This is a genomic window from Streptomyces sp. NPDC045695 (assembly GCF_056432025.1).
Map to the genome: position 1 here is coordinate 43,154 of NZ_JBWKJU010000025.1, position 15,760 is coordinate 58,913.

15 protein-coding genes are annotated in these 15,760 nt (G+C 72.5%); 8 read left to right on the forward strand and 7 right to left on the reverse strand.

The features are described 5' to 3' along the window. Window positions 1-33 precede the first annotated feature (33 nt). The gene (locus AC07DU_RS30005) at window positions 34-1,101 is read left to right on the forward strand and encodes an FAD-dependent monooxygenase (RefSeq protein WP_479114838.1); all 1,068 of its coding nucleotides are present in this window, start codon (window positions 34-36) and stop codon (window positions 1,099-1,101) included. Window positions 1,102-1,120: 19 nt separating this feature from the next. Here AC07DU_RS30005 and AC07DU_RS30010 read toward each other — a convergent pair whose 3' ends face one another. After that, window positions 1,121-3,262 (reverse strand): putative bifunctional diguanylate cyclase/phosphodiesterase, encoded by a 2,142-nt coding sequence (locus tag AC07DU_RS30010; RefSeq protein WP_360904362.1) that lies wholly within the window; start codon window positions 3,260-3,262, stop codon window positions 1,121-1,123. Window positions 3,263-3,363: 101 nt separating this feature from the next. Next, complete coding sequence (locus AC07DU_RS30015) at window positions 3,364-4,194, reverse strand: SAM-dependent methyltransferase (RefSeq protein ID WP_360904359.1); 831 nt, start codon at window positions 4,192-4,194, stop codon at window positions 3,364-3,366. Between AC07DU_RS30015 and AC07DU_RS30020 the strand changes: the two genes are divergently transcribed. Continuing rightward, window positions 4,133-4,357 carry a hypothetical protein gene (locus tag AC07DU_RS30020; protein ID WP_479037785.1) on the forward strand — a complete coding sequence of 75 codons (225 nt, stop codon included), beginning with the start codon at window positions 4,133-4,135 and terminating at the stop codon, window positions 4,355-4,357. The genes AC07DU_RS30015 and AC07DU_RS30020 overlap by 62 nt on opposite strands. Before the next feature lie 87 nt (window positions 4,358-4,444). Here AC07DU_RS30020 and AC07DU_RS30025 read toward each other — a convergent pair whose 3' ends face one another. After that, window positions 4,445-4,855, reverse strand: a complete 411-nt coding sequence (locus tag AC07DU_RS30025; protein WP_479037725.1) for a hypothetical protein — start codon at window positions 4,853-4,855, stop codon at window positions 4,445-4,447. A gap of 282 nt (window positions 4,856-5,137) precedes the next feature. Between AC07DU_RS30025 and AC07DU_RS30030 the strand changes: the two genes are divergently transcribed. From AC07DU_RS30030 to AC07DU_RS30040, 3 genes are all read left to right on the forward strand, one after another. Then, entirely contained in the window at window positions 5,138-5,290 is a 153-nt protein-coding gene (locus AC07DU_RS30030) for a hypothetical protein (protein WP_479037727.1), read from the forward strand. 36 nt (window positions 5,291-5,326) lie between these two features. Then, window positions 5,327-6,097 carry a bestrophin-like domain gene (locus tag AC07DU_RS30035; protein WP_360904336.1) on the forward strand — a complete coding sequence of 257 codons (771 nt, stop codon included), beginning with the start codon at window positions 5,327-5,329 and terminating at the stop codon, window positions 6,095-6,097. Window positions 6,098-6,280: 183 nt separating this feature from the next. Continuing rightward, window positions 6,281-6,874 carry a hypothetical protein gene (locus AC07DU_RS30040; protein WP_479114840.1) on the forward strand — a complete coding sequence of 198 codons (594 nt, stop codon included), beginning with the start codon at window positions 6,281-6,283 and terminating at the stop codon, window positions 6,872-6,874. Window positions 6,875-7,021: 147 nt separating this feature from the next. Here the strand turns inward: AC07DU_RS30040 and AC07DU_RS30045 are convergent, their stop codons facing one another. Then, window positions 7,022-7,522 (reverse strand): hypothetical protein, encoded by a 501-nt coding sequence (locus tag AC07DU_RS30045; protein ID WP_479114842.1) that lies wholly within the window; start codon window positions 7,520-7,522, stop codon window positions 7,022-7,024. 408 nt (window positions 7,523-7,930) lie between these two features. Between AC07DU_RS30045 and AC07DU_RS30050 the strand changes: the two genes are divergently transcribed. Further along, the gene (locus tag AC07DU_RS30050) at window positions 7,931-8,593 is read left to right on the forward strand and encodes a class F sortase (protein ID WP_360902037.1); all 663 of its coding nucleotides are present in this window, start codon (window positions 7,931-7,933) and stop codon (window positions 8,591-8,593) included. Window positions 8,594-8,604: 11 nt separating this feature from the next. On the opposite strand, the gene AC07DU_RS30055 is transcribed toward AC07DU_RS30050, so the two are convergent. From AC07DU_RS30055 to AC07DU_RS30065, 3 genes are all read right to left on the reverse strand, one after another. Then, window positions 8,605-9,510 (reverse strand): polysaccharide deacetylase family protein, encoded by a 906-nt coding sequence (locus AC07DU_RS30055; protein WP_479114844.1) that lies wholly within the window; start codon window positions 9,508-9,510, stop codon window positions 8,605-8,607. A 70-nt stretch (window positions 9,511-9,580) separates the two neighbouring features. Continuing rightward, the gene (gene lysX / locus AC07DU_RS30060) at window positions 9,581-12,883 is read right to left on the reverse strand and encodes a bifunctional lysylphosphatidylglycerol synthetase/lysine--tRNA ligase LysX (RefSeq protein ID WP_479114846.1); all 3,303 of its coding nucleotides are present in this window, start codon (window positions 12,881-12,883) and stop codon (window positions 9,581-9,583) included. 69 nt (window positions 12,884-12,952) lie between these two features. Next, window positions 12,953-14,149 carry a CapA family protein gene (locus tag AC07DU_RS30065; protein WP_479037739.1) on the reverse strand — a complete coding sequence of 399 codons (1,197 nt, stop codon included), beginning with the start codon at window positions 14,147-14,149 and terminating at the stop codon, window positions 12,953-12,955. A gap of 316 nt (window positions 14,150-14,465) precedes the next feature. Between AC07DU_RS30065 and AC07DU_RS30070 the strand changes: the two genes are divergently transcribed. Together AC07DU_RS30070 and AC07DU_RS30075 are read left to right on the forward strand one after the other, a co-directional pair. Further along, complete coding sequence (locus tag AC07DU_RS30070) at window positions 14,466-15,005, forward strand: sigma-70 family RNA polymerase sigma factor (protein WP_360902049.1); 540 nt, start codon at window positions 14,466-14,468, stop codon at window positions 15,003-15,005. A 243-nt stretch (window positions 15,006-15,248) separates the two neighbouring features. Then, window positions 15,249-15,749, forward strand: coding sequence for a hypothetical protein (locus tag AC07DU_RS30075; RefSeq protein ID WP_453370065.1), 501 nt, complete (start codon window positions 15,249-15,251; stop codon window positions 15,747-15,749). The last annotated feature ends 11 nt before the right edge of the window (window positions 15,750-15,760 follow it).

Genomic DNA, 15,760 nt, shown 5'->3' on the forward strand with positions numbered 1-15,760 from the left:
CTCCTTGAGACATCGACGACGAGAGGACTTCCGATGACCGACCTACTGATCGTGGGCTCCGGCCCCACCGGCCTCACCCTGGCCTGCGACATGGCCCTGCGCGGCGTCAGCGTCCGGGTACTCGAAGCCCGTTGCGCACCGCACCGCGAGTCCCGGGGCAAGGGCCTCACGCCCGCCAGCCTGGAGGTGTTCGCCAGGATCGGCGTGGCGGAGGAGCTGTCAGCCGTCGGCGCCCGGGAGGTGATCCTGCGCAAGTACTTCGACGGCGACCACGTCAACGACACCCCGACCGCTGCCGGCGTCCTGATCGGCCAGTGGCAGGTCGAAGAGGCCCTCCGTGCACGCCTCGCGGGCCTCGGCGTCCGCGTCGAGTACGAAGCCCAGGTCACCGCGATCACCCAGGACGGGACGGGGGTCACCGCACGGCTCGCGGACGGCCGTGCCGTCCGCGCCGGTTACGCCGCCGGGTGCGACGGGGGACGCAGTTCGGTCCGAAAGCTCCTCGGGATCCCCTTCGAGGGACACACCGACGAGACGGAGACGATGGTGCTCGGAGATGTGAGGGCGCCCGGGCTGAGCCGTGCGTTCTGGCATCAGTGGTTCACCTCGGACGGCGGGGGGATACTGCTCTGCCCGATGCCGGGGACCGACACCTTCCAGCTCCAGGCCTCCCCTGAGCTCACCGAGAGCGGCGAGTCCCGACCGCCCTCGCTGGAGGGCTTCCAGCGGCTCTTCGACCGGCACGCCAGGATGCCGGGGATCCACCTGGCGGATCCCACCTGGCTCTCGTCCTGGCGGGTCAACGTCCGGATCGCCGCCCGGATGCGCGAGGGCCGGGTCTTCCTCGCCGGGGACGCAGCACACGTGCACCCCATAGCCGGGGGCCTGGGCATGAACACCGGGATACAGGACGCGGTCGCCCTCAGCCGGACCCTGGCCGCCGCCCTCCCCGGACCGGCAGCGGACAGCGTGCTCGACGCCTACGAGGCCGAACGGCTCCCGGCGGCCGCCCACGTGCTGGCCGACACCGTCGCGCGGTACGAGCGGGTGGTGGCCGCGGTGCGCCAGCCCGGCCACGGCACCGAGGCCGGGCTGGGCTGACCCAGGCGCCGCGAAGGGGTCAGGAGGGAGTGGGTACGGCGTCGCAGAGGGAGAGGGCGTGAATACGGTCGGGGGAGCCGGGGCGCGCGTAGTACCAGCCCTGGGCGGTGTCGCAGCCGAGGGCGCGGAGCTGGGCGGCCTGGACGCCGGTCTCCACCCCTTCGACGGTGACGGCCAGTTCGAGACTGTGGGCCAGGGCGACGATCCCTTCCACTATCTTGACGTCCACCGGGTTGGCGGGCTGCTGCTGCATCCCCTGGGTGAAGGAGCGGTCGAGCTTCAGGACGCTGACCGGCAGGCGGCGCAGGTTGGCCAGGTTCGAGTAGCCGGTGCCGAAATCGTCGAGCGCGATGTCCACGCCCAGGGCGGCGAGCCTGCGCAGCGGTTCGAGCAGTTCGTCGTCGGCTCCTATCAGGGCCGATTCGGTGACCTCCAGGCACAGCGCGCCCGGGGCGAGGCCGGACTTCTCCAGGACCGCCACGGTGTCGGCGACCAGCCCGGGATGGTGCAGCTGGGTCGGCGAGAGGTTGACGTTGATCCGCAGGGCCGAGCCGCCGTGCTGGCGCTGCCAGATGCGGGCCTGGCGGACGGCCTCCTCCAGGACCCAGCGGCCGAGCGGCACGATCAGCCCGGTCCGTTCGGCGAGCGGGATGAACCGGTCCGGGCCGAGGACCCCGTACTGCGGGTGGGACCAGCGCACCAGGGCCTCGGCTCCGTGCACGCTGCCGTCGCGCATGTGGACCAGCGGCTGGTACTCGATGAAGAACTCGCCCCGCTCCAGCGCCGCCGGCAGGGCGTTCGTCAGGCCGTGGCGGGTGATCGCGCGGGCGTCGGCCTCGGCGTCGGCGAATTCGAAGCGGTTGCCGCCGGCCGCCTTGGCCCGGTACATGGTGATGTCGGCGCTGCGCAGCACCTCGGCCGCGGTGCGTTCCTGGGCGCGGCCCTCGACGATGCCGATGCTGCCCCGGACCGTCAGCTCCCGGCCCTCCAGCCGGATCGGCGTGGACAGGGCGGTCAGGATCCGGACCGCGAGGTCGGTGACCTTCTCCTCGGTGTCGCTGCCGGTGGTGAGGGCCACGAACTCGTCACCTCCGAGCCGGGCGACGACCTCGCCGGGGCCGGTCGCGCAGCTCTGCAGCCGGTCGGCGACCTCCACGAGCAGCCGGTCCCCCGCCGAGTGTCCGAGGCTGTCGTTGACCGCCTTGAAACCGTCGAGGTCCAGGTAGCACAGGCCGTAGCGGTTGCCGCCGGCCCCGCTGAGGGCCTTCTCCAGCCGCTCGAAGAACAGCGTCCGGTTCGGCAGGCCGGTGAGGGCGTCGTGGGTGGCCTCGTAGCGCAGCCGCAGGTTCAGCAGCCGGCGTTCGGTGGTGTCCTCCATCAGCGCCAGCTGGTACTGCGGGTTCCCGGCGGCGTCGCGCAGCAGCGACACCGTCAGGTTGGTCCACAGCACGGTGCCGTCGTGCCGGTAGTACGGCTTCTCCACGCGGTAGCTCTCGCGCTCGCCGCGCACCAGCTCGCCGTACATCCGCCACACGTGCGGGGTGTCGTCGGGGTGGCCCCATTCGCTGACGTTGCGGCTGCGGACGTGGCCCTCCAGGCCGCCGAACATCTGCAGCAGCGTGTCGTTGACCTCCAGGACGTTCCCGTCCAGGTCGGCGATCCCGATCCCGATGGCCGCACCCTCGAAGACGGCCCGGAAACGCTCCTCGCTCGCGTGCAGGGCCTGCTGGGCGTCGGAGCGGGCGGTCAGCGCGGAACGGGCGATGGCCTCCTGCTCCTTGAGGGTGCGCTCGCGCAGGGCGCGGGCGTATCCCGCCGCGATGCCGTGCTGGAGCCGGGCGCAGCGGGACCGGTACTCCTCGGTGCCCTCCACGCCGGAGCCCTCGGGTCCGTCAGGGCCGCAGTAGAGCACCAGGTACGACTCGACCACGCCCAGGGTGCCGGCCAGGGCCTCGGGGTCGGTGCAGTGCACGGCGACGAGCTCCGCCCCCACCCGCTGGGCGACGCCGGCGTCGAAGGGCCGGGCGCGCAGGGCCTCGGCCAGGGTCCGGGTGAGCGGCAGGAGGTGCCGTTCGAACTCGGTCCGGGTCAGCGAGGTCGCCGTGACCGGGAAGATCGCCCGTCCCCAGATGGTCGCGAAACGGGCGATCCGGTCCTCGATGCCACCCTGCGGGGCCGAGGCCGAGGCCGGGGCCGCGCCGGACGCGGCGGCGGGCTCGGGCGCGGAAGCGTCCGGCGCGCCCGTCGTCTGTACCGGAAGTCTCACGCCTTGCGTCCCACGCCACCGAAGCCGGAGAAGGCGTAGGGGTCCTCCGCCGCCTCGCCGTCGAGCGCTCCCGCGGGGCGGTCCGGCCGCCAGTCGGGCATGGAGACCAGCCCCGGCTCCAGCATCTCGAACCCGTCGAAGAAGGGGCTGATCCGCTCCCGGGTGCGCATGACGAGGGGGTTGCGGATGTCCCGGTAGACGCTGACGACGCCGCCCGCGACCTCCTCCGTGAGCGGGATCCCCTCGTACGAGGCGTGCGTGAGGATCAGCAGGCTGCCGGGGGCCAGCGCGTCGCGCAGCTCGGCCACGGCGGCGTACGGGTCGTCCGCGTCCTCCAGGAAGTGCAGGACGGCGACGAGGAGCAGGGCGACGGGACGGCCGAGGTCGAGCAGCCGGCCGACCTCGGGGGCCTCCAGGATCTCCTTCGGCTTGCGCAGGTCGGCGGCGATGACGCCGGTGCGGTCGTCGCCGTCGAGGACCGCCTGGCTGTGGGCCACGGCCACCGGGTCGTGGTCCACGTACACCACGCGCGCCTCGGGGCTGGCGGCCTGCGCGACCTCGTGGACATTGCCGAAGGTGGGGATGCCGGAGCCGATGTCGAGGAACTGCGTGACGCCCTCGGCGACCGCGTGGCGGACGGCCCGGCGCATGAATGCGCGGTTGGCCTGCATGATCTTGGGCAGCCCCGGCATGAATTCCATGGCGCGCCGGGCCGCCTGGCGGTCGACCTCGAAATTGTGGGACCCGCCCAGGTAGTAATCGTAGATGCGGGACACGCTCGGCACCGAAATGTCGATGCCTGGCGGGGCCCAGGCCGGGCGCTCCATCGGGGTCTCCAAGCGTTGTTCCTACGGTGATCCGTCCGAGGTCGGACTGCTGCTGGAGCCGAATGTACTGATCATTGCCCAACAGGGCGAGCAAAAGCGGAAATTGGCGATCCGTTCTTCGTCACACACCAAAGGCACGTGCCGCACCCGGCACGGAGAATGAGCGTTTCCGACACATCCCATTTGAGAAATGTCGGAAGACGATCAGAAGCGCACGCAACCGATCCGGAACTGGCTCAAACCTCTATGGTCAACGGTCCACCCGTTCAGGCGAACCGTGGCCGAGCGTCGCGCGCCCCGGGGCGCGCGGGCCCATGCTCCCGGGGTGAAGAGAGCCTGTGCCAGGCGCCTGCTGGCGGTCCCGGTCCTGTTGTGGGCGGCGTTGTCCGCCACGCCGGCCGTGGCTGATAGCCGCGCCTACGCGACCACCGATTCCGGCGAGGACCGGGCCGCCACCACCGTCCTCGCGGTGGCCGGAGGCGGCGCCCGTCGAGGCGATCCGGGTGGCGGACATCACGGTGCCGAGCGAGCCGCCGGGCACGCCGGCGACCACGCAGGAGGCCGGGCCGAGGCGCGTGGAGGCGGTCACGAGCGAGGTCCCGACCGCGGTCACGACGGACGTGACGGCGGACGTCACGACGGAGGGCATGGAGGCGGTCACGGCTGGGGCCACCACGCCCACCCGCCCTGCCCTCCGCCGCCTCCCCCGCCGTGTCCGCCCCAGCCACCCCCGAAACCCATGCCACCGCCCCCGTCACCCCCCGTACCGCCACCGCCACCCCCGCCGCCGCCGCCGCCACCGAAAGCCACGCCCAGCCCGAAGCCCACCCCACCGCCCCCGCCCCCGCCGGCGCCGAAGCCCGTCCCCCAGCCCGTCCGGCCCGCCCCGGCCCCACCGAAACCGGCACCGGCCCGGCCCGTACCGCCGCCGGCGGCCGCCCCGGTGGTCACCACGGCCGAACCGAAGCCCGTAGCCCGTCCGGCCTACCACGCACCGGCCCGCAAGCCGACCGAGCACCGCGTCTCGCCCGTGACCTTCACCTTGCTGACCGCGGCTCCCGCCGTGCTCGCGATCGTCGCGCTGCGCCCGCGGTAGCCCCTGCGTCCCACCAGCAACCGATTGGGAGTCATCTTGTCGGAATGGCTCGTCCTGTCCCTCGCGATGGCCGCGGCATGCGCCGTGGTGCTGTCCATCGCCCTCTTGAACCACCGCAGGATCGGCGATGACGACGATCCGAACGAGACCCCGGACGTCATCGAATACATGACGATGATGATCGGGGTGATCTACGCGATCGTCCTCGGCCTGGCCATCGCCGGCGTCTGGGAGGGCCGCGGAGCCGCCCAGGAGTACGTGCGCCAGGAGGCGCAGGCCCTGCACGAGATCAGCGTCCGCTCCGAGGTCTATCCGGCCGAGGTGCGCAAGAAGATCCGCTCCGACGTCGACGCGTACGTGACGTACGTGGTCGAAACGGAGTGGAAGGAGATGGCCGACCACGGCAACCTCACGGACCGCGGCGGCGAGCTGCTGGAACGTATCCGCCGTGACGTCACCGACTACGAGCCGCAGACCGACCACGAGGGGCAGGCGTACCAGCCGCTGGTCGACCAGGTCGCGGTGGCGGACGACGCCCGCAGTGCGCGCGGCGAGAGCGCCGGGGCAACGATGCCGGGGGTGGTGTGGTTCGGCCTGATCGTCGGCGCCCTGGTGACGGTGGGTCTGATCTTCACCCTGCAGATCAGGCGGTCGTTCCGGGAGCTGCTGCTGGCCGGTCTGTTCAGCGCGCTCATCGCGTTCCTGCTGTTCCTGATCTGGGACTTCGACGCGCCGTTCGGCCGGGGCATCGCCGCCACCGCCGACCCGTTCCTCTCACAGTTCCGCCACCTGGACCTCGGCGGCTGAGGGCGGCCCCGCAAACCGGCGGCGGGCCTTCCGTCCCCGGTTCGGCCCAGTGGGATAACCCATTCGCGCGTTACTGATCGCGGGTCACAGCTCCCGGACCTAGCGTGGCGGACATCGAGGCGCACGACCCCCCACGTGCGGAAACCGTTCCGCGGCTGCTCCTCGGAGATCCGGAGAACAACCATGGGTGCGATACGTACCGCTGCCACAGCCCTGCTGAGCGCCGGCGCCTCGGGCGCCGTACTCGCGCTCGGCGTCCTCGGCGCGCCCGCCGCCTCCGCGGCCGAGGCGCAACCCATCACCTCGTTTGGCTTCACCCTCACCCCCTCGACCGTCGCCCCCGGCGGTCAGGTGGAGCTCGCGGTCAGCGGCTGCAACGCCGCCTACGCCACCGTCTCCTCCGGGGTCTTCGACACCGTGAGCATCCTGCGCGGCCAGAGCGCGCGGATCACGGTGGACCGGGACGCCCGGCGCGGAGCCGTCTACTCCGTCTCCTTCACGTGCAACGGTGAGACGGGCTCGGCCGACCTGACGATCGCCGGCGGCACGAGCAGACCGACCACGAGTTCCACGAGTACCGCCACCGCCCGGCCCACCGCGCCCGCCGCCACCTCGCCCGCCGCCTCGGCCGCCGCCCGGGGTGTCCGCGGCGGTCTCGGGGGCAGCGTGGCCGGCATGGATCCGGTGGAGTTCGGCGCGGGCGCCGGCCTCTTCCTCGCCGCTGCGGGCGGCACCGCGTACGCACTGCGCCGCAGGGGAAGCCGTCGCGGTCACTGAGGGAACCGGAACCCTGAAGGGAGCCCGGTCGCCGAAGGAGCCTCGGTCACCGACGACCCCGGACACTCCCCGCCACCGCCGGTCGCCCCGATTCCCGTAAAGACTCGAGGCGACCGGCGGCGGGCCGTGTCCGGGAAGGCCGGCAGGTCAGGCCCGGCCGCGCAGCGGGCGGCGACGGCGCATCACGTGGACGCCCGCGCCGAGGGCCGCGGCGCCGACGAGGCCCGCGCCGATGGCGGTCTCGGCGGTGGACGGGCCGAAGGATCCGCCGATGCCGCCCTGTGCCGGGTTGCCCTCCAGGATCCTGAAGCGCGCGGTGGCGACCAGGCTGCTGTCGTTGCACTTGACCTGGAGCGTGTGGGTGCCGGGAGAAGCGTGGTTGAAGATCCGGACGGTCGCGAAGCCGATCGACCCGGCGGACAGGCTGGCCGGCGGAAAGTTGCCGGGCGAGGTGACGGTACCGCCCTGTCCACAGCCCGACGCGCTCACCTGCATCGTGGATCCCTGGTGCACGGCGTACGGGTTGACCGAGATGTTGCTGGGGCCGCCGTTCCCACCCTGCGGGGGGTTAGCAGAGGCGAACGGGGCACTGAGGCCGATCGCGGCGCAGGCTGCCGCCGTCACGGTAAGGGCGCGCAAGACACGCATGGTGGAACCTCCAGCGGAAAGCGCCCCGGAGCGTCGGCCCCGGATGATCGACGAGAACGCCTCCCAATCGAACCCTCGGGTCCACCCGCAAGCTCCGCATGTCCGGCTTTGGGCCGCCCGGTTGAGCGACACGCCGAAGCGCGGGCGGCGAAGCTGACGGATCCGCAGGTCACGACCCGTCAGGCATTTATGTGACGATTACCTGGATGGGCGCATCCCGTCCGGCCCCATCCGGCCCCCTCCGGACCCGATCCGGCTCCCCCCGCGTCCCCCCTACCGGTCCACGGCCACCCGTTCGCCCCTCCCGTCTCGCCGTCCTGACGAGGCAGCCTTAACGTGCGTGAAGTAGGGCGTACAGGGGTGGGACGGGAACGCGGGTCGGGACCCCCGCGTCGGGAAGGGAGAACGATGGGCGAGGACGAGACCGGGCAGTCACGCAAACGCTCACCGTGGGGCGTCATCGCCCTGGTCATGCTCACCGGCCTCGCCATGGTGCGCAACGGTGTCGATGTGGACGACGGGCCGCCCCAGCCCACCGCGGCCTCGGCCGTCGCGGTGACGGCGGATCAACTGCCGGCGAATCCGCCCACGCCGCCGGCGGACATGGAGGTGCTGGAGCACTCCTCGGTCCAGCGCATCCGGATCCCCACGATCAGCGTGGACGCGCCGGTGATGACGGTCGGGCTGGACGCGGAGGGCTGGATCGACGCCCCGCCGCCGCAGGACCGCAATCTCGCCGGCTGGTACCTGAACGGCATCTCGCCGGGCCAGCGCGGCTCGGCGGTGATCGTGGGGCACGTGGACAACGCACAGGGTCCGGCGGTCTTCTACGGGCTGGGCTCGGTGAAGCAGGGCAGCACCATCGAGGTGGAGCGGTACGACGGACGCACGGCCGTGTTCGAGGTCTACGGCGTGGAGGTGTTCTCCAAGGAGTCCTTCCCCGGTGCCCGGGTGTACGGCGACACCGGGCATCCGGAACTCCGCGTGATCACCTGCGGCGGCGGGTACTCGAAGGCCCGCGGCTACGACGGCAACGTGGTCGTCTTCGCCCGCATGGTGGAGGCCCGCTGAGGGCCGCCCCTTCAGCGGGGCGGCAGCGTCGGCACGGTCAGCCGGTAGCCGCGCGCGAGCAGTTGGGGAAGGTAGGAGGAGAGGGCCTGGACGCTCTGCGACCGGTTGCCGCCCGCGTCGTGCGACAGCACGATCACGCCTGGTCCGGCGCCGCCCAGGACCCGGGAGACGATCGTGCCGGTGCCCGGCTCCTTCCAGTCCAGGGTGTCCACGGTCCAGGCGAGCGGCTCCATGCCCAGCTCGGCCCCGATCTCGAAGGCGGCCCGGTTCCACGCCCCGTACGGCGCCCGGAACCACAGCGGCGCCTCTCCGACGGTCTGCTCGACGACCTCGCTCGTGCGGCCGATCTCGGAGGCGAGGGCGGGCCGGCTGAGCTTGGGGATGAGCGGGTGGGTCCAGGTGTGGTTGCCGATGACGTGGCCCTCGGCGGCCATCCGGCGCACCAGGTCCCGGTTGTCCGTGGCCATCTCCCCGCAGACGAAGAACATGGCGCGCACGCCGTACCGGGCGAGGGTGTCGAGGATGCCCGGCGTGTAGCGGGGGTCGGGCCCGTCGTCGAAGGTGAGCACCATGGAGCTCGACGTGCCGGCGCCCTGCGGGAGCTCCAGGATGGGCCGCGTCCGGACGGCCGGTTTGGCCGCGGCCGGGCGGGCGGGGACCTCCGCCGTCATGGGGCGCAGCCGGTAGGACTTCTCGGACAGCCGCTCGGGGAACGCCCCGGGGGCTCCCGCCGCGGGGTGGGGGCCCGGCCCGGCCGCGGGCCCGGGACCGCCGGGGCCCGCCCCCGCGGCCGGGCCGGTGCCCGGCGCACCGGTGTCGCCGCCCGCGGACAACAGTCCGGAGGCGGCGGCCGCTCCGAGGAAGACGGCGGTGCGCAGGAGCGCGCGCCGCCCCACTGTCGGATCGTCATTTTTCATTATTACTACGTATCAACGACATCACCGAAGATGTCGAGAGGCGCGGACGCGCCTGCCGCCCCTCACCCGATCAGCCGCGCCGCACCAAGGGGAACGGAAGCGTCTCGCGGATCGTCAGGCCCGTGAGGAACATGACGAGGCGGTCCACGCCGATGCCGAGCCCTCCCGTCGGCGGCATCGCGTACTCCAGCGCGTCGAGGAAGTCGTTGTCCAGCTCCATGGCCTCCGGGTCGCCGCCCGCCGCGAGCAGCGACTGGGCGGTGAGCCGGCGCCGCTGCTCCACGGGATCCGTCAGCTCCGAGTACGCCGTGCCCAGTTCGGTGCCGAAGGCCACCAGGTCCCATCGCTCGGCGAGCCGCGGGTCCTTGCGGTGCTGGCGGGTGAGCGGGGAGACGTCGGTGGGGAAGTCCTTGTAGAAGGTGGGCAGCGTGGTCCGCTCCTCCACCAGCCGCTCGTACATCTCCAGGACCACGTCCCCGCGGCTGTCCTCGGGGGCGTGCGGCACGCCCGAGCGGTCGCAGAGCGTCCTCAGGACGGGCTCCTCGGTGTCGGCGTCGACCTCCTCGCCGAGGGCTTCGCTGATGGCCCCGTACATCGTCTTGACCGGCCAGGGCCCGGAGATGTCGTGGACCACCAGCTTCCCGTCCGGCCCCGCCTTGTGGGCCACGGGCGAGCCGAAGGCGGCGGTGGCGGCGCCCTGGATCAGTTCGCGCGTGAGGTCGAGCATCACGTCGTAGTCGGCGAACGCCTGGTACGCCTCCAGCATCGTGAACTCGGGGTTGTGCTTGTAGGAGACGCCCTCGTTGCGGAAGGTGCGGCCCATCTCGAAGACCTTCTCCATTCCGCCGACGCAGAGCCGCTTGAGGTACAGCTCGGGCGCGATGCGCAGGTACAGGTCGAGGTCGTAGGCGTTGATGTGGGTGCGGAAGGGCCGGGCGTTGGCGCCGCCGTGGATCTGCTGGAGCATCGGGGTCTCGACCTCCAGGTAACCGCGGTCGAGCAGTCCCTGGCGCAGGGCCTGGACGGCGCTGGAACGGGCCCGCACCACGTCCCGCGCGTCGGGGCTCGCGACGAGGTCGAGGTAGCGGCGCCGGACCCGGGCCTCCGGGTCGGCGAGTCCCTTGCGCTTGTCCGGGAGGGGGCGCAGGCATTTGCCGGTGAGCTGCCAGGACTCGACCACGAGCGACAGTTCGCCGGCCCTGCTGGCGCCGACCTCGCCGCTGACGACCACGTGGTCGCCGAAGTCGGCCTGGGAGGTGAAGGAGTCCAGGACCCCGGGCCCGCTCTCGTCCCGGGTGAACATCAGCTGGATGTCCCCGGACCAGTCGCGCAGGACGCAGAAGACCACGCCGCCGAGGTCGCGTACGAGCATCACGCGCCCGGCGAGGGTGGCCTGCTCCCCGGACCGGGCGCCGGGCGGAGGTCCGGGGTGCAGGGCCTTCAGCTCGGCGACGGTGTGGGTCCGCGGGCGGATCCCCACCGGATAGGGGTCGGTGCCGGCCGCCCGGATGCGCTCCAGCTTGGCGTGCCGGACGCGGACCTGTTCGGGCTGCCGCTCGGGCCGGACCGCATCGCCCTCCTGCGCCACGGCGTCCAGGCCCAGGGAGTCGATGGAGGGCAGCCCGGCGGTGGTCACGGGCGCGGTGAGGCCCTTGGGGTGGCCGTTGCCCCACAGGGTGCGCAGGCTGGGTACGGAGACGAAGCCCTCGGCGATGCCGGAGGCGAGGCTGACCCGGGCGAGCGAGCCGGCGTCCTGGTAGCAGAGGAACCGCGGGTACCACTCGGGTCCGTACTTGACGTTCGAGCGGTACAGCGCCTCCAGCTGCCACCAGCGGGAGAAGAAGAGCAGCAGTCTGCGCCACAGCTTGAGGACGGGGCCGGCGCCGATCCGGCCGCCCTCCTCGAAGGCGGAGCGGAAGACGGCGAAGTTGAGGGAGATCCTGCGCACGCCGAGGCCGGGGGCCGCCGCGCACAGCTGGGCGACCATGAACTCCATGACGCCGTTGGGGGCGGTGCTGTCGCGGCGCATCAGGTCGAGGGAGATGCCGTCCTTGCCCCAGGGGACGAAGGACAGCAGGGCGATCAGCTCGCCCTCGTCGTCGAGGGCCTCGACCAGCAGGCAGTCCCCGTCGGCGGGGTCGCCGAGCCGGTCCAGGGCCATGGAGAAGCCGCGCTCGGTCTCGGTGTCCCGCCAGTGGTCGGCCCGGTCCACGATCCTGCGCATCTCGTCCTCCGAGAGGGCCGAGTGGCGGCGGATGACGGTGGTGGCGCCGGTGCGCTTCACGCGGTTGACGGCCTGGCGGGTGACACGCATGTCACGGCCGTCGAGGTCGAAGTGGGCGACGTGCAGGATGGCCTCGTCGCCGAGCTGGAGTGCGCTGAGCCCGGAGCGGGCGTATGCGGTGGCGCCGTCCTCGGAGGCGCCCATGACGGCGGGCTGCCAACCGTAGCGGCGGGCCACGGCCAGCCAGGCGTCGACGGCCGGGCTCCAGGCGGCCGGGTCCCCCACCGGGTCGCCGCTGGCCAGGCAGACGCCCGCCTCGACGCGGTAGGTGACGGCGGCCTTGCCGTTGGGGGCGAAGACGACGGCCTTGTCGCGGCGGGTGGCGAAGTAGCCGAGGGAGTCCGCCCGCCCGTAGGCGCCGAGGAGTGCGCGGATGCGGAGCTCCTCGTCGCCGTGCAGGGCGGCGGTCAGGCGCTGGGAGCGGAAGAGGGTCGTGGCCGCGTTCAGCAGGGCGAGGGCGCCGAAGAGACCGAGCAGGAAGTACAGCGGCCTGGGCGGGCGGCCGTCGAACTGGCGGGCCGAGAAGAGCCCGCCGAAGACCTGCTTGGCGGCCCAGTCCAGCCACTGGCCCCGGGGCAGGGAGCCGGGGAAGAGCGCGACGAGGCCCCAGCCGACCAGGACGGCGGCGAGCAGGCCGAGGCCCAGGACGAGCAGGGCCCGCCACAGGGCGCCGGGGCGCGAGGCTGCGTAGAACTCGCCCCTGGCGGCGATCAGTACGCCCGTCGCGGCGACGGCCAGGACCATGGAGGGCCCGCCGACCCAGTAGTCCCCCTCGGCCATGATCAGCACGTCGACGAGGATCAGCAGGGCCAAATAGGTGATGACGATCCACCAGGCGACCTTCTTGCGGGTGCCGAGGGCCGCGGCGAGGAGGAAGAGGAAGACGGCGTAGGCGAGGTTCGCGCTGACGGGGACGACGACCGTGTCGAGGAACCGCACGACGTGCCGCAGGAGCCGCCGCAGCGTCGGGGAGAACGAGAGCAGTGCGCACAGCAGGCCGAGCGTTCCGAAGAACGCGCCGAATGCGTCGGGCACCCGGTTCAGGAAGCGGTTCCGGGTCCCGCGCGTCTCCTCCACGGTGGCACTCATGGTTCGCACTGTAGGGAGGGCCGCGCCCGTGCGCGCGCCGAGCCGGACGGCTCCCTGCCCGGGCCCCCGCTACCTGCCCATGGTCAGGCCGTCCTTGGCGGCGCCGCGGCTCAGGACGGCCTCGCTGATGTCGTCCCGGGCGCTCTCGTAGTCCTCCCGGCCGGGATGCTTGGCGAGGGCGTCGGGCAGGTGGACGACCCGGCCGGCCGACAGGTCCATCATCTGCGGCACGAACTCGGCCTTGGTGACCTGCCAGCGCTGCCCCGCGGCGGCCGGCGGGGCGAAGGTGAAACGGCCGATCGATCCGTAGTTGCCGCGCAGGTCCCGAGCGCCGGTGTAGTTGAACATCTCGCCCGCGACCTGGTCGCCCATGCCGTAGATGATCCACGTCCCGTTGACCTTCTCGTAGGGCTGCGGGATGTGCGCGTGCGTGCCGAGGATCAGGTCGATGTCGGGTCGGCCGCCGGTCTGTGAGGCGGTCAGCGCCTTGCCGAGCGAGAGCTGGGTCGCGTCCGGTTCGGTCTGCCACTCCGTGCCCCAGTGCACGCTCACCAGCACCACGTCCGCGCCCGCCTTCCGGGCCGCCCGCGCATCCGCGACGATCGCGTCCTGCTTCATGAGGTTGACCGCCCATGGCTGGCCCTCCGGCAGCGGGTAGCCGTTGGTGTCGTAGGTGTACGCGAGGTGCGCCACCTTGGCGGAGCCCGCCGTGTACAGGGTCACCGTGGCCGCCTCGGCCGCCGTACGGGCCGAACCGGCGTGCTTGAGCCCCACCTTGTCGAAGCGGTCCAGGGTGCGGCGCAGGCCCGCGGCCCCGTCGTCGAGGGTGTGGTTGGAGGCGGTGGAGCAGCCGTCGTACCCGGCGTCCTTCAGGGCGTCGGCCACCTCGGGCGGCGACGTGAAGGCCGGATAGCCGGAGAACGGGCCGCCGTCCTCTCCGTAGATGGTCTCCATGTGGCAGAGGGCCAGGTCCGCCGCGGAGACCACGGGCTTGACGCCGGAGAACATCGGCCTGAAGTCGTGGCCGTCGCCCTCCGCGTCGTCCGCCGCGCGCTGGATGACGGAGGTGTGCGGCAGGACGTCGCCGCTGGCGAGCAGGGTGAAGCCCTTGGCGGCGGGGGATCCGGCGGCCGTGGAGGGGGCCGGTCCGCCGGAGTCCCCGAGGCGGGCCGGTGCGGAGCCCCCGGTGGCCGTGCATCCGGCGGCCGCGGACAGCAGGAGGGCCGACAGGAGGGCGACGGCCTGCGGACGGGTTCGCGTGGTCATCGGTCCAGCTCTCATTAGTACGACTATCCGACGATCGTTCCCCTGCAATCCATAGACATACACGCGCCAAGTCAAGGAACGGGTCCGTCCGCTCGGCGCGCCTCCACCCCGTCGGCGGACACGGACACCCGCCGCCGGCCGCCCCCTGCCGTTCGCCGCGCCGTTCGACCGTTCACCGCCCGGCACGGCCGCCCGGCGGACGACCCGGGTGCTTGGGCGCAACGCCGGGGCCGGACGGTTCCCGGTCGGCTCCGCGCAGGTCAGGGTGGACGAGCCCCGCCGCTTCGGCCCCCGCCCACCTCGGAAGGAGCCCCTCGTGCCGCTCTCCCCCACCCGCCCGCGCACGGACCCCGAGGCGCTGGCCGAACTCCAGCGCGATCACGGGCGAGCGCTGTTCGGTTTCCTGCTCGGGCTCACCGCCGGGGACGCCCAGCGCGCCGAGGACCTCGTACAGGAGACCCTCGTACGGGTCTGGCAGCATCCGGAAGTCCTTTCGACCGGGCACGACTCCCTGCGGCCGTGGCTGTTCACGGTGGCCCGGCGCCTCGCGATCGACGCCCGGCGGGCCCGGCTCTCACGGCCGCAGGAGGTGGACCCGGAAGGGCTGGAGCAGGCCCCCGCACCCGAGGACGCGGTGGTGGGCTCGATGACGGCGATCGACGTCAGGCGGGCCGTGGGGTCCCTGGGGCCGGAGCACCGCGAGGTCCTGGTACAGGTCTACTTCCGCGACCGGTCCGTGGCCGAGGCCGCGGCCGAGCTCGGGATCCCGGCCGGGACGGTCAAATCCCGTACGCACTACGCCCTGCGCGCCTTGAAGAAGGGCCTCCAGGGCTACGGATACGACCTCGGCGCCTGAACCGGTGCCCGCGGAGGCGCTCTTGGCCGGGGGCTCGGGCCGGTCCGGCACGAGGGCAGGGGCGGGAGAGGTCGCGGAACGTCCCCGATGGACGCGGACCGGACAAAAAACGCACTGAATTCGGCATCAGAGCGTCCAAGTTGAGTAAACATCCCCCGGTCGGCGCGTCGCTCGGTGAAGGCTCAGGGCTGACGACGGGACGCTCGACGCACGGGAGAAGGTGGAACGGTGCAGCCCGAGGGTATGAACGGCACCAGTGACGGCGGGCTCGCGGTGCCCATGGCTTGGCTCTACGCCGAGTACATCGCTGACGAACTGCTGCGCACGGGCCGGCTGATCCCGGTCAGCACCCTGGAGTTCCGGGCCGGACGCGACACGCTCGCCCTGACCATCTACCTGTCGGACGCCGCCGGAGAGCTCTCCGGGATCCGCGTCGTGTCGCAGCTCGACGAGTGGCTGTCACTGACGGCGTACGGGCATCCCTGGCGCGACTGGGTGCACACCCGCTTCCTGGCCCTGGGCGAGCAGGCCAGGGAGGACGGCCGCGGCGAGGACCCGGACCTGGAACTGGCCCGGGCGGCGTGGCGCTGGCTGGACCGCACCGAGCTGTTCGCCACCAACCTCGACCCCGGCCGGCACGGCCACGCCGAGACGCCCATGGGCCTGGACGAGAACGCGCGGGTATGGACCCCCGCCTGGCAACTCGGCCTCCCGCTGGGCCACTTGGCGATGCACCTGTTCTGAGCCCGGCCGCG